Origin of the sequence: Pseudoalteromonas sp. SCSIO 43088, from assembly GCF_023650795.1 — a bacterium.
GTDB lineage: Bacteria > Pseudomonadota > Gammaproteobacteria > Enterobacterales > Alteromonadaceae > Pseudoalteromonas > Pseudoalteromonas shioyasakiensis.
Window position 1 is genome coordinate 3,156,413 of the sequence record NZ_CP072675.1, and the last position, 13,576, is coordinate 3,169,988.

Consider the following 13,576-nt stretch of genomic DNA (forward strand, 5'->3'; position numbering starts at 1 on the left):
TAGAGAAATAATGTGACTTCAAAGCAAGCGATGAATCGCCCAGAAATACAAATGCGCGAATGGGTATCAAGCGTAATCGTAAAATACAATTTCTGTCCATTTGCCCGTAAAGAAGTTGAAAGCAATTGCATTCATTATCAAATCAGCCAGTCTACTACTCTTGATGATGCAGTAATGGATATGCTTGAGCAATGTAGCGCATTAGACCAACAAGCAGAGCGCGAAACCACTTTGTTAATGTTTGAGCAAGGCTTTAAGGATTTTGAAGAGTTCTTAGATTTAGTCGATTTAGCCAATGCGCTTTTAGCTGCGCAAGGCTATGAAGGTAAGTATCAAATAGCCAACTTTCATCCTGACTATGTGTTTGCTGATAGCGATGACAGCGATGCTGCAAACTATACGAATCGTGCACCTTACCCAACACTGCATTTGATCCGTGAAGCCAGCATGAGCGAAGCGTTAGACAGCTACAATGAACCCGAATCTATCCCAGAGCACAACATTAAACTAGCAAGGCGCAAAGGCATCGACTTTTGGCAGCAGCTGCTGCAAAACTGCATCGATAAGCGCTAACACCTACCGGCGTTTAATAGATAAAAAGCCAGCAATGCTGGCTTTTTATTTTTTATAGCTATTAAATTTAGTGAGCTATTTTTTTACCCACTCACCGTTCACTTCAATGTAGTGACCCGGCTTAGTTTTTTCGATAGTTTTTGCCGCAGCAAGGGCTTCAACTTGCGCTAACGAAAGATTATTCTTTTTCGCAAGTTTTAAATATTGCTCTTTACGCTTTGCATTAATTTCATCAACGACCGCTTTTGCTTCGCTGTTATTAACCACTAAACCTAAATAGCCTGAGCTGTCTTCACCCACCAAACCTTGGCTCTTTGCATCATCAAGGCTGATAGCCCAAGCTGAGAAAGATAAACAAACAGCACTGATCAAGGTGATCACATTTAGTTTTTTAAGTTGTAATTTACGCATGTGTGCTCCTTAGAATAATTCGCTGTCATCACTGAATAAGGTATCAAGTTCTTTATCCACTTTTACGCGGATCTCATGGTCAACTTTTACATTTAAGTTGATTGTAATCGGCTCTTTTGCTGCCACCTCAACACGGTGAGTACAGGCACTCAGCATGCCTACTGCCGTCAGCATTACTAACCACTTAGCCATCATTGCTTCCTTTTTTTGCATACTCTTTCTCAACTTTTTGAGTAATTTCATCACTTAAACGCAGCGCTCTAAGTAAAGTAAATACATTCTCTTCATGGTTATAATTAAAGTTCACTGCTTGCTGCTGCGCTTCATTATAACCTTCTAAATTAACACCTAAATGTAACCAACCATCAGGTTTGAGGTTAACACTGCTGCGTAGTTTTTTAATATCTAAATTCTCGAGTAAACTCAGCGTTGTACTCAGCTCCTGTTGCTGCGCTTTTACAGCTTCAAAACCCGCATTATTAGTGATCAGTAATTTACCATCACCTTGATTAACTAGCTGCCCTTGCTTTACCTCTATGCCCTGTTTGCTTATAACAACAGGTAAGGTGCCCGCTAAGCGCCCGCTTAAACTAATTCCAGACTCGGCATCAAGGGTGACTAATTTGCTGGCATCAATATTTTCAAACTTAACGGTCGCGGTTTGGTTGTCACTCAGTGGGCAGTATTTATTCACCACAAATTTGCCGCCCATAACCTGACCGGTTAGATCAGCTGCGCAAGGCTGATTAGCCGTTACCTGCAACTGACCCTGCATATTTTTGACCACAGCACCTGCGCGCAGTTCATTGAGTGTAAATTTAGTCGCTGCAATATTAAGCTGCCCTGAATTAAACGTCCCATCTAAATCCACGGCAAAATCATTTGCTAGGTAGTCATTATAAAGCGCACTGAGTTTATTAATGTGAACACTACCTTCTGCTTGCTGAAGATTTACATCACCTTTAATAATCCCTGAAACCACCCCATCAGTGATGGTTGCAAGGGGCTCAAACTGAGCAATTATCGGATTAAGCTTGGCTACTGCCTGCTCAGGTATCACCAATTCAAATGGGTGCGCAACCTTAGACATATGATGGCTAACAAGCGCTTCAAAGCCATCTGCAAACACATGATGCGTTGCCTGCAGGGCGCGGCTTTGGAGGGCATTTGTAACGACAGACAACTTATTTAAGCTAAGCTCTGCTGTTGATAATTTAGCGACAGTGGTTTTGGCATCAATATCAGCAAATAATTCCCCCACACTGAGGTCTGTACTAAGGGTTAGCTCATTACTTATTTTTACTGCGCTAATATCATCATAATTTAATGATTTAACCTTGCTATTGGCTTTAACAACGAGGTGCTGCTGGGCATTATACTCAGCGTCAATCGCGCTGCTAAAATCAGCTAACTGTGCACCTGATATTAGCGCATTTTTAGCACTGATATTGGTATTCAGTTTAGCTGTAGGGCTAGTAAATAACTCATCGATATTTAGCTTTCCTTTAGCCCCAATACCCTCAACCAGAGCACCGTCAGCCTGAAAATCTAAAAATGCAGGGAGTGAATCAAGTGACAGTTGAAAATCAGCGCTAACGTCACTTTCATGCAAATGCGCATTTAGCTTAAGCTCATCAATATCTTTACTGTTAAAATCAATGCTAACTTGGCTATTAAGTGATGCGAGCGGATCCTGTAAAGAAAAGGTAGTATTACTGACTGTCACTTCACTTTGCCCTTTAGTTGCTAGCAGTTTTACGATTGGGACTGATAGCTGCTCGGCTTCTACACTAACTGGTTTGTCAATGTGTAACTGCCAAGTAAGCGGTAACTGCGCTTCAACAAATGATTGATGCTGTTGGTCTTTGATGATGCTTAAACATGCTTGGTTTGCGCTAAGTTGATTTTGTAACGCTGATAAATCCGCATATAAATGCTGTTGGTTTAATTGATACTTCGCACTCAGTTGCCCTTCGGTGGTAAAACCTAGGTCGCATTGCGCTAGAGCATGCTGATAACTTGCATTGACGGTGCTTTCAATTGCAACCGTAATACCATCAAACTTAACCTGCGATTGAGTGCCAAAATGGCTGCTTTGTGGCAATGTTATGAACCGCCTAGCTACTTGCTCATCAAGGGTGATGTTGGCTTTTATTTCATAATTAGATATTTCAACATCTGCATTAAGATCACGTGAAATCGTAAAATGGTTTAAGCGTTTTTCTTGTATTGCCAACCTAACAGGGCTATCGGTAAATGGTGAGACTACATCAAGCTGCTCAATGCTTATTAGCGGTCTTTGCTCTGGTAATACTAAAGCGAGCTTTTTAAATTCAGTCTGTGCTGATTCTGGTTGTTTTTTATTTGCAAGGTCGCTAACGATGAGATTAGCGCGAGAAACCCTAACCTGTTGCTTGTTAGCAAGGATACCAGCTAACTCTATTTGCTGCCCTTGATAAGTTAAGCATAATTTCTCGATATTTAAATCAAGCTGGCTGGTCAATGACCAATCAATGCAGTGAAGCTCAGCGCCATTTTTACTAAGCATAGGCGTTAAGTACCACGATGTCAGTGGTAGCCTGAACAGATACGCCAACAGCAGCATGCTTAGCACGATACCTAGCAACCCTACGCTTACCCGCTTAAAACTCAAAAAACTCTCCTTGCCTTTGAACTTACACTTACTAGCACCATTATAAACAAAAAGGCTGCACTTAATAGTGCAGCCTTTTTAGTTTAAACGGTTTGTATGAACCTAGCTTGTATAGCTAGGTATATAGCTAAGTTTTAGCCAACGTTTTTACGTGCGTTGCGGAACATACGCATCCATGGGCTATCTTCACGCCACTCATCTGGGTGCCATGAGTTAGCAACAGTACGGAATACACGCTCTGGGTGCGGCATCATAACCGTGGCACGACCATCAGTAGAGGTAATACCTGTGATACCTTCAGGCGAGCCGTTCGGGTTAGCTGGGTATTGCGTTGTTGGGTTACCGTAGTTATCAACAAACTTCACTGCCACAGTGCCTGACTCAAGCGCAGCTTTAACTGCATCGCTGTTAGCGAATTCAGCATGACCTTCACCATGAGAAACAGCGATAGGCATACGAGAACCAGCCATACCGTTAAAGAATACTGATGGGTTTTCTTGCACTTCTACAAGGCTAAAGCGAGCTTCAAAGCGCTCTGACTTGTTGGTTACAAAACGTGGCCAGTGCTCAGTGCCTGGGATCAATTCTTTCAATGTTGAAAGCATTTGACAGCCATTACACACACCTAGGCTGAATGTATCTTCGCGGTGGAAGAAGCTTTGGAACTGCTCACGCGCCATCTCATTAAATAAGATTGACTTAGCCCAGCCTTCACCTGCGCCTAATACGTCACCGTAAGAGAAACCACCACATGCCACTAAGCCTTTAAATTGCTCAAGTGTTAAACGACCTTCAAGGATGTCGCTCATGTGTACGTCAACCGCTGCAAAGCCAGCGCGGTTAAATGCCGCAGCCATTTCTAAATGAGAGTTAACACCTTGCTCACGTAGAATCGCCATTTTCGGCTTCGCACCAGTTGCAATGTAAGGCGCAGCAACGTCTTCGTTTAAGTCAAAGCTTAGTTTTACGTTTAGACCTGGGTCTTTTGCGTCAAACTTAGCGTCAAATTCTTGCTTAGCACACTCTGGGTTATCGCGACGTGCTTGCATTTGGTAAGTTGTTTCTGCCCAAATAGTGCGAAGCTCAGTACGCGTGTGGTTAAGTACCACATCATCACCACGAGTGAATACCACACGGTCATCAGCGTTTAATGCACCAATTTCATGGCTGATAGCTGCTAAGCCGTGATCAGCAAGAACGGCTTTCACTGCATCTAAATCAGCATTAGCCACTTGGATAACCGCACCTAGCTCTTCATTATAAAGTGCTTCGATGTCTGAACCTGTAAGGCCTGCAAGGTCAACAGTAACACCCGTGTGACCAGCAAATGCCATTTCCGCAACAGTTGTGAATAAACCACCGTCTGAACGGTCATGGTAGGCAAGTAACTTGTTATCAGCAACAAGCGCTTGCATTGCTTCATAGAAACCTTTTAATAACTCAGGGCTATCAACATCAGGTGTTACATCACCTAATTGCTTATAAACCTGTGCAAGGCTTGATGCACCCATACGGTTTTGACCCGCACCTAAATCAACTAATAATAGTGATGACTCACCTTTATCAGTGCGTAGCTGTGGCGTTACTGTTTTACGCACATCTTCAACACGACCAAAGGCAGTGATGATTAGTGATAATGGCGCAGTAACCGATTTTTGCTCACCGTTTTCATCCCATTGAGTTTTCATCGACATTGAGTCTTTACCCACAGGGATTGTTAAACCAAGTGCTGGACAAAGCTCTTCACCTACCGCTTTAACAGCTTCGTAAAGACCTGCATCTTCGCCAGGGTGACCAGCTGCGGCCATCCAGTTTGCAGATAGCTTGATATTTTCAAGGCCACCGATGTTAGCACACGCGATGTTCGTTAATGACTCAGCCACAGCTAAACGAGCAGAAGCTCCATAGTTTAACAGTGCAGCTGGTGTACGTTCACCTAGTGACATTGCTTCACCGTGGTAAGTATCAAACGCAGCGGCTGTTACCGCACAGTTTGCTACTGGCACCTGCCAAGGACCTACCATTTGGTCACGAGCAACTAAACCCGTTACCGTGCGGTCACCAATGGTGATTAAGAATGTTTTTTCAGCAATCGTTGGTAGGCGTAATAAACGTTGTGCAGCATCTGCAGCATCAATGTTTGCAACGTCTAATGGTTGTGATTGTGCTTTTTTAGACTCAACTTCGCGGTGCATTTTTGGTGCTTTACCAAGTAAAACATCAAGCGGTAGATCAACAGGGTTGTTACCAAAGTGGCTATCTTCAACCGTTAAGTGACGCTCTTCTGTTGCTTCACCAATAACAGCGTATTCTGCACGCTCACGTTTACAGATTGCTTCAAAGCGCGCGAAGTCTTCTGCTGCAACAGCTAATACGTAACGCTCTTGAGATTCGTTACACCAAATTTCGTGTGGTGCCATACCCGGCTCATCGTTTGGAATATCACGAAGTTGGAATTTACCACCACGACCACCGTCGTCTACAAGCTCAGGGAATGCGTTTGAAAGACCACCTGCACCCACATCGTGGATGAAAGCGATTGGGTTTGCATCACCTAACTGCCAACATTTGTCGATAACTTCCTGACAACGGCGTTCCATTTCTGGGTTTTCACGCTGAACAGATGCAAAGTCTAAGTCTTCGTTTGATTGACCTGATGTCATACTAGAGGCAGCACCACCACCAAGACCGATGTTCATTGCCGGACCACCTAGTGCAATTAGCTTAGCACCTACAGGGATTTCACCTTTTTGAACATGTTCAGAACGAATGTTACCTAAACCACCTGCAAGCATGATTGGCTTGTGGTAACCACGTACTTCTTCACCGTTATGGCTTGATACTTTCTCTTCGTATGTACGGAAGTAACCAAGTAAGTTAGGACGACCAAATTCGTTATTGAATGCCGCGCCACCTAATGGACCTTCAGTCATGATATCAAGTGCATTAACGATACGACCAGGCTTACCAAAGTCTGTTTCCCATGGCTGCTCGTAGCCAGGAATACGTAGGTTAGATACAGTGAAGCCAACTAAACCAGCTTTAGGTTTAGAGCCGCGGCCTGTTGCACCTTCATCACGAATTTCACCACCAGAACCTGTTGATGCACCTGAGAATGGCGCAATCGCTGTTGGGTGGTTGTGCGTTTCAACTTTCATCAAGATTTCGATGTTCTCTTGATGGTATGCGTACTCGCCTTCACTATTCGGGAAGAAACGACCCGCTACAGAACCCTTCATTACCGCAGCGTTATCTTTATATGCAGATAACACGTTTTCAGGGTTTTGCTCGTAAGTGTTTTTGATCATTTTGAACAATGATTTTGGCTGTTCGATGCCATCAATTGTCCAATCGGCGTTAAAGATTTTGTGACGACAATGCTCAGAGTTTGCTTGCGCGAACATGAATAATTCGATGTCGTTCGGGTTACGCCCTAACTTTTGGAAGTTTTCTACCAAGTAATCAATTTCGTCATCTGCAAGCGCAAAACCTTGCTCAACGTTTGCTTTAGCAAGCGCTTCACGGCCACCACCTAAAATGTCAACTGATGACATTGGACGCGGTTCATCATGACGGAATAATTTAGCTGCATCAGCCATATCCGCGTGCGTTGCTTCAGTCATACGGTCATGTAATAACGCTGCAACTTCAGCTGTTTGCTGAGCTGATAAATTACCTTCTACGTAGTATGCAATACCACGCTCAACACGGTGAACTTGGCTTAAGCCACAGTTATGTGCGATGTCAGTTGCTTTTGATGCCCAAGGCGAGATAGTACCTGGACGCGGCGTTACAAGAATTAACGTGCCAGCAGGGGTATGCTCGGCAATTGTTGGACCATAAGTAAGCAGTTTTTCCAGCTTGGTTTGCTCATCAGCTGAAAGCTCGGCTGTAAGATCAGCAAAATGCATGAACTCAGCATAAACGTCAGTGACTGGAAGTTGTGCCTGTTGGCAACGCGCTAAAATTTTCTGAACTCTAAAATCGGAAAGTGCTGGTGCACCACGAAGGATCAACATAGGTATTTTCATCCGGGGTTAGGGATTGAACGATATTTTAGGCGCATATTATAGTGCAAATAACGTCTAGATTTAACTCAAAATTACGCTTTTATTTAAATAATCTTCATAACCGCTTTTATGGTTGCAACAATTAACTATCTTAGTCGTCTTTATTTCTCTGCAGGTACTTGTTCTGTATGACTTATCTACCAGCTGCCTTGTTATAGTTATTAATTTTTAAATAGATAACTAAAACTATTCGCCAAGTGACGTGGCTTAGAAGTTTTGTTATAACACTAAGGTAATGGTTTAAGGGGCATTTATAATCTATGCAAAAGTTACTCGCTATTTTTAGTTTAGTGCTCATGTTATGTGCGTGTGATATGCAACAGCAACCGTCGCAACTTGCTCATATCAAGGCACAGAACAAAATTAGAGTAGGCACATTAGCTGGCGCGAGTAACTACTATCAGGCTCCACAAGGTGTGCAAGGCTTTGAATATGAGCTTGCCCAAGAGTTTGCTGACTATGTTGGTGTAGAGCTCGAGATGGTGCCTTTTTTTAATCTATCCGATATGTTTGCACGCTTAGAAAGTGGCGATTTAGATATTATAGCTTCAGGTCTTACCTATAATACGATTCGGGCAGAGCATTATCGATTTGGCCCAACCTATCGCACAATTAGCCAAAAATTAGTTTACAAACAAGGCCGTACTCGCCCTCGAGAGTTTGAGGATTTAACCGGTAATCTCACTGTTTTAGCCAAAAGCAGCCACTCGTTAGCACTACAACAATTAAAACAACTGCATCCTGAACTTAGCTGGAACGAAACAGAAGATATGGATGAAGAAGAGCTTCTGCAAGCAGTTATAGACGGTGAAATTGATTACACCCTAGCAGATTCACACACCTTATCGCTGTTTCGCCGCTATCACCCAAATTTGAGTATCGGCTTTTCGGTTACCCGTAACGACCCTATCGCTTGGTTACTAAGAAAAGATGGTGACGACTCTTTATATGCCTTGATGGTGCCATTTTTTGGCGACGTTAAGAAAAGCAACCAGCTTTATGTGTTAGAAGAAAAATACTTCGGCCATGTTCGTCAGTTTAACTATGTGAATACCCTTGCTTATATCGAAGCAATAAAAGACACCTTACCTAAATACCAACCTTGGTTTGAGCAATACGCAGGTAACATAGACTGGCGATTACTGGCAGCTTTGAGTTATCAAGAATCAATGTGGAACCCAAGGGCTAAGTCACCAACCGGTGTACGTGGCATAATGATGCTAACCCAAGCAACAGCAAAACAGGTCGGCGTAACAAATCGACTAGAGCCTGAGCAAAATATTAAAGGCGGTGCGCAGTATCTTGCCAAAGTGATTTCTTGGATCCCTGAACGCATTCCGCAGCCCGACAGAACCTGGTTTGCCTTAGCCTCTTACAATGTTGGCTGGGGACACGTCAACGACGCACGTATTATTACCGAGCAAGAAGGTGCAAGCCCCGATAAGTGGGCTGATGTTAAAAAGCGCTTACCGCTTTTAATTAAAAAGCGTTACTATCGAAAAACCAAATATGGTTATGCCCGTGGCGATGTTGCAGTAAAGTACGTTGATAATATCCGTCGCTATTACGACGCACTGGTTTGGCTTGATGAAAATGATGCGATTGCTAACCCAAGCGAAGAAGAACAAAGCACTGAAGAAGCTCAACCTGAAGCGCAAGCGAGCGAACCAAAGCCAAATGACAACACGCAACAAACCAACTCGGAGCAGCAAGAATTAGAAAACAACTAACTTCAAGCACCGAAATCTGTTTACTTGTCATCAAATGATCATTATCTTCCTGTAGAGATCAATATAATGCTTTACTCTCACTTAAGGAGCACTCATGTTAAAAAGAAGACGCACGACACATAAGTTCAAGCGTAATGTTATTTACTCAACGGCGACCCGCCGTCGTATCATGCTACGTAATACACACAAAAAAGTTATTTGGCGTCGCCGCTTATTTGCGATGCAGTTAATGGAAGCACAAGTTCCTGCAACGCCGGTTGTATAACTAGGCGTTGCGAGCAGCCTGCTTTGCCGCCTTTTTCTCTTCTCTACGACGCTTAAAAAACGCTGAAATTACCGCCCCACACTGCTCACTCATAACATCACCGGTTACTTCAACTTGATGATTAAGCCTAGGTTCTTGCAGCAGATTCATAATTGATCCTGCCGATCCCGTTTTGGCATCTTTAGCACCAAATACCAATCGCTTAATACGGCTATGTACCAACAGACCTGCGCACATAGAACAAGGTTCTAACGTAACATACAAGGTGCAATCGATTAATCGGTAGTTATTAAGTACTTTACCTGCTTCGCGGATTGCCATCATTTCAGCATGAGCGGATGGGTCGTTATCGATAATTGAGCGGTTATAACCATAGGAGATCAGTTGATTGTCTTTTACCAGCACAGCACCAACCGGAATTTCATTAATAGCAGCCGCTTCATTAGCGTAGTTTAATGCTTTTTCCATCCAATATTGGTCGCTAAATTGTTCGCTCATATATCACACAAATCTTGTAAAACTGTGAGTAATTATACCTAGTTAGTGAAAAATGTCGGCAATAAATACTGCTACACTTAAAAATTAACGCAAAATTTAGTGGCTTTTTCATGGCTCAATGGACCCATATTGCGCTATAATCTCGCGCTTTTTTTATTTAGCTTACAACACGGGTAGCAAATGAAATTTCCTGGACGCCGCAGGCATAAACATTATTTTCCGGTGGAAGCCAAAGATCCACTGACGAATCAACTTAACTCAACCGACCGACTACAACGTAGTTATATTACGGGTATCGACCAAATTGTGGTAGATATTGAAGCGAAAGTTGATCAAGCTTTCCTAGATGAATTTCAATTGCGCCGTGGCATGTCGCAAGTGATCGATAACGATATTACCAACGCGCTATACGACAGACTAAAACTCGACAATATGATCGATTATGAGTTTGCCGGTGGTACGGTAGGTAACACCATGCACAACTACTCTACCCTAGCTGACGACCGATCAGTACTGTTAGGGGTAATGAGTGAAAATATCAAAATCGGCAGCTATGCATACCGTTTTTTATGTAACACCTCTAGCCGCGTTGACCTTGACTACCTTCAGCCTGTAGATGGCCCTATTGGTCGTTGTTTTACCTTAATTGACGAGACCGGTGAGCGTACCTTCGCAATCAGCGCGGGGCTTATGAATCACCTGCGCCCTGAATCAATCGATCAGGCACTTATTGAGAATTCATCAGCACTGGTGATCAGCGCATACCTAATGCGTACTCAAGGTGATGAAACCATGACAGAAGCGACCATGCAGGCAGTGAAATATGCCAATGATGCAGGTGTCCCTGTGGTTTTAACCCTTGGCACTAAGTTTCTAATTGAACAAGACCCTGCTTGGTGGGCTGACTTTGTAAAAGAGCATGTTGATATTCTTGCTATGAACGAAGAGGAAGGTCTTGCGATTACTGGCTTTGAAGATCCGCTTCTGGCAGCCGACAAAGCGCTAGATTGGACTGATTTAGTTATTTGCACGGCTGGCGAAAAAGGCTTGTTTATGGCCGGTTACGTAGACGACTCATTCAAGCGTGAAACAGAATACCCGTTATTACCAGGCGCGATTGCTGACTTTAACCGTTATGAATTTTCGCGCGCAATGCGTAAAGACGACTGCCAAAACCCAATTCGTGCTTACAGCCACACAGCACCGTTTATGGGCGGCCCAGATAGTATTAAAAATACCAATGGCGCAGGCGATTGTGCTCTGGCCGCGGTACTACATGACTTATCAGCAAACGTTTACCACAAACTTAATGTGGCAAACTCAGCGAAGCATCAGCAGCCTGCTATGACCTACTCATCGCTTGCACAAATTAGTAAATACGCTAACCGTGCAAGTTATGAAGTACTTGTTCAGCACTCGCCACGTTTATCTCGTGGCTTACCTGAACGTGAAGATTGTTTAGAGCAAGTTTACTGGGATCAGTAAGCGCGACTAAAAAATCGAAATATCCAGTTTCTGGGATAAACGCTCAAGAGCCGCTATCCCAGCTACTGAGTTACCATACGAGTTAAGTCTTGGCGCCCACACAGCCACAGTAAATTGATTTGGTAATACAGCTAAAATAGTACCCGACACCCCAGACTTACCCGGCATACCAACACGGTAGCCAAAATCCCCAGCAGCATCGTATAAACCACTGGTAAACAGTAACGAGTTTAACTGCTTATTTTGCCTTGCACTGAGTACTTCTTGGCCATTGGCATCTTTACCTTGGTTTGCTAAGTAATTGTAAGCTTTTGCTAATTCTACGCAGTTTAACTCTATGGCACAGAAGTTAAAGTAAGCCCATAACACATCATCAACTTCATTATTAAAGTTGCCGAATGACTTCATTAGATGCCCCATCGCGGCGTTGCGATGACGAAACTCATATTCAGAATTTGCCACTTTCTTATCAATAACAACCTGAGCATTTCCTGATAACTGACGAAATGACTCAAGCATAGAGTGCATTGGCGCAGATAAACGGCTATATAACGCGTCACAGGTGACAATCGCGCCGGCATTAATAAATGGGTTGCGTGGTATGCCCTGTTCAAACTCAAGCTGTGTAAGTGAGTTAAAAGCGGTGCCTGAAGGCTCTTTACCGACTCGTTGCCACAGCTCATCACCATAACGCTGAAGTGCTAAAGTTAAGGTCATTACTTTCGAAACAGATTGAATTGTAAAACGCGCACTACAATCACCCGCGCAATAGGTTTGCCCATCTACTGTATGAATAGCAATGGCAAACTGGTTTGGCTCAACCTCTGCAAGCGCAGGAATATAATCAGCAACCTTACCTTGGCTCAGTAATGGTTGAACTTCTTTTGTGATTTCATCTAATACATGTTGATAATCAATCTGTGACATACCGCGTCCTTTTAAAACAAAAAGCCCCGCATTTGCGAGGCTTTGTAGTCTACTAAAGATGGTTTGCTATAGCGATTGCTATTAGCTCATCGCTGATTGCAGTTTTTTCATCGCTGTTTTTTCTAGCTGACGAACACGCTCTGCTGAAACGTTATATTTCTCAGCAAGCTCTTGTAATGTTGCTTTATCGTCAGCTAACCAACGTGCACTTACGATGTCTTGAGAACGTTCATCAAGGGTTTTTAAGGCGCTGAATAAACGTGCATGAGACTGTTCTTGCCATTGCTGCTCTTCGATATCATCAGCAAGGTCAGCACTGCCATCTGTTAAATACTGTACTGGCGAGTATGTGCTTGTCGGTGCGTCGTCATTGTCGTCGCCCGTTAAGTCAAAGCCCATATCTTGGCCACTCATACGTGATTCCATCTCACGTACTTCTTTTTCACTTACACCTAGCTCATTAGCAACTGTGCTAACCTCAGCTTGGTTAAACCAACCTAAACGTTTTTTGTTTTTACGCAGGTTGAAGAATAATTTACGTTGCGCTTTTGTAGTTGCAACTTTCACGATACGCCAGTTTTTCAGTACGTATTCATGAATTTCAGCTTTGATCCAGTGTACTGCGAATGAAACTAAGCGAACACCTACACTTGGGTCGAAACGTTTTACCGCTTTCATCAGACCGATGTTACCTTCCTGAATTAAATCAGCTTGCGGTAAGCCATAACCTGAATAGCTTTTCGCAATATGAGCAACAAAGCGTAGATGCGACATAATGAGTTGCTTCGCAGCTTCAAGATCACCTTCTTCCTGAAGACGTGTCGCCAACTGCTTTTCTTTCTCTGCATCAAGCATAGGAATAGTGCTAACCGCTTGAAGGTAGCCGTCCATACTTGCGCTCTGTTGACCTGCAGTAAGTGCCATTGCGTATAAATCTTTACTCATTTTTCACCTCAGTGATAAA

Annotated in this window: 11 protein-coding genes; 4 read left to right on the top strand and 7 right to left on the bottom strand. The window is 43.4% G+C overall.

The features are described from left to right. Positions 1–30 precede the first annotated feature (30 nt). Positions 31–573, top strand: coding sequence for a DUF1415 domain-containing protein (locus J8Z28_RS14570; protein ID WP_062566595.1), 543 nt, complete (start codon positions 31–33; stop codon positions 571–573). Positions 574–648: 75 nt separating this feature from the next. Here J8Z28_RS14570 and J8Z28_RS14575 read toward each other — a convergent pair whose 3' ends face one another. The 4 genes from J8Z28_RS14575 to purL form a co-directional block, all read right to left on the bottom strand. Then, positions 649–984, bottom strand: a complete 336-nt coding sequence (locus tag J8Z28_RS14575) for a YdbL family probable chaperone protein (protein WP_054551056.1) — start codon at positions 982–984, stop codon at positions 649–651. A gap of 9 nt (positions 985–993) precedes the next feature. Beyond that, on the bottom strand, positions 994–1,176 hold the full coding sequence (locus J8Z28_RS14580; RefSeq protein WP_054551055.1) for a YnbE family lipoprotein: 183 nt from the start codon (positions 1,174–1,176) through the stop codon (positions 994–996). Beyond that, entirely contained in the window at positions 1,169–3,637 is a 2,469-nt protein-coding gene (locus J8Z28_RS14585) for an intermembrane phospholipid transport protein YdbH family protein (RefSeq protein WP_130166220.1), read from the bottom strand. The genes J8Z28_RS14580 and J8Z28_RS14585 overlap by 8 nt, the downstream gene beginning before the upstream one ends. Positions 3,638–3,771: 134 nt before the next feature. After that, positions 3,772–7,656: a phosphoribosylformylglycinamidine synthase gene (purL, locus tag J8Z28_RS14590; RefSeq protein WP_062566441.1), complete on the bottom strand. Its 3,885-nt coding sequence runs from the start codon at positions 7,654–7,656 to the stop codon at positions 3,772–3,774. A 311-nt stretch (positions 7,657–7,967) separates the two neighbouring features. On the opposite strand from purL, the gene mltF reads away from it, so the two are divergent. Together mltF and J8Z28_RS14600 are read left to right on the top strand one after the other, a co-directional pair. Next, a complete protein-coding gene (gene mltF / locus J8Z28_RS14595; RefSeq protein WP_062566442.1) occupies positions 7,968–9,437 on the top strand; it encodes a membrane-bound lytic murein transglycosylase MltF in 1,470 nt (489 codons plus the stop codon). A gap of 94 nt (positions 9,438–9,531) precedes the next feature. Further along, entirely contained in the window at positions 9,532–9,702 is a 171-nt protein-coding gene (locus tag J8Z28_RS14600) for a hypothetical protein (RefSeq protein ID WP_165385080.1), read from the top strand. On the opposite strand, the gene tadA is transcribed toward J8Z28_RS14600, so the two are convergent. Next, a complete protein-coding gene (tadA, locus tag J8Z28_RS14605; RefSeq protein ID WP_054560975.1) occupies positions 9,703–10,200 on the bottom strand; it encodes a tRNA adenosine(34) deaminase TadA in 498 nt (165 codons plus the stop codon). A 180-nt stretch (positions 10,201–10,380) separates the two neighbouring features. On the opposite strand from tadA, the gene J8Z28_RS14610 reads away from it, so the two are divergent. Then, on the top strand, positions 10,381–11,685 hold the full coding sequence (locus J8Z28_RS14610; protein ID WP_054560976.1) for an inosine/guanosine kinase: 1,305 nt from the start codon (positions 10,381–10,383) through the stop codon (positions 11,683–11,685). 6 nt (positions 11,686–11,691) lie between these two features. Here J8Z28_RS14610 and glsB read toward each other — a convergent pair whose 3' ends face one another. Continuing rightward, the gene (gene glsB / locus J8Z28_RS14615; protein ID WP_054560977.1) at positions 11,692–12,612 is read right to left on the bottom strand and encodes a glutaminase B; all 921 of its coding nucleotides are present in this window, start codon (positions 12,610–12,612) and stop codon (positions 11,692–11,694) included. Positions 12,613–12,693: 81 nt separating this feature from the next. Then, positions 12,694–13,557: an RNA polymerase sigma factor RpoH gene (rpoH, locus tag J8Z28_RS14620; protein ID WP_054551048.1), complete on the bottom strand. Its 864-nt coding sequence runs from the start codon at positions 13,555–13,557 to the stop codon at positions 12,694–12,696. Positions 13,558–13,576: the final 19 nt, after the last annotated feature.

Bases quoted from the DNA above. Each gene is read 5' to 3' on its own strand.
- J8Z28_RS14570 (WP_062566595.1), top strand. From the start codon at position 31: ATGAATCGCCCAGAAATACAAATGCGCGAATGGGTATCAAGCGTAATC.
- J8Z28_RS14575 (WP_054551056.1), bottom strand. From the start codon at position 984: ATGCGTAAATTACAACTTAAAAAACTAAATGTGATCACCTTGATCAGT.
- J8Z28_RS14580 (WP_054551055.1), bottom strand. From the start codon at position 1,176: ATGGCTAAGTGGTTAGTAATGCTGACGGCAGTAGGCATGCTGAGTGCC.
- purL (WP_062566441.1), bottom strand. From the start codon at position 7,656: ATGTTGATCCTTCGTGGTGCACCAGCACTTTCCGATTTTAGAGTTCAG.
- mltF (WP_062566442.1), top strand. From the start codon at position 7,968: ATGCAAAAGTTACTCGCTATTTTTAGTTTAGTGCTCATGTTATGTGCG.
- J8Z28_RS14600 (WP_165385080.1), top strand. From the start codon at position 9,532: ATGTTAAAAAGAAGACGCACGACACATAAGTTCAAGCGTAATGTTATT.
- tadA (WP_054560975.1), bottom strand. From the start codon at position 10,200: ATGAGCGAACAATTTAGCGACCAATATTGGATGGAAAAAGCATTAAAC.
- J8Z28_RS14610 (WP_054560976.1), top strand. From the start codon at position 10,381: ATGAAATTTCCTGGACGCCGCAGGCATAAACATTATTTTCCGGTGGAA.
- glsB (WP_054560977.1), bottom strand. From the start codon at position 12,612: ATGTCACAGATTGATTATCAACATGTATTAGATGAAATCACAAAAGAA.
- rpoH (WP_054551048.1), bottom strand. From the start codon at position 13,557: ATGAGTAAAGATTTATACGCAATGGCACTTACTGCAGGTCAACAGAGC.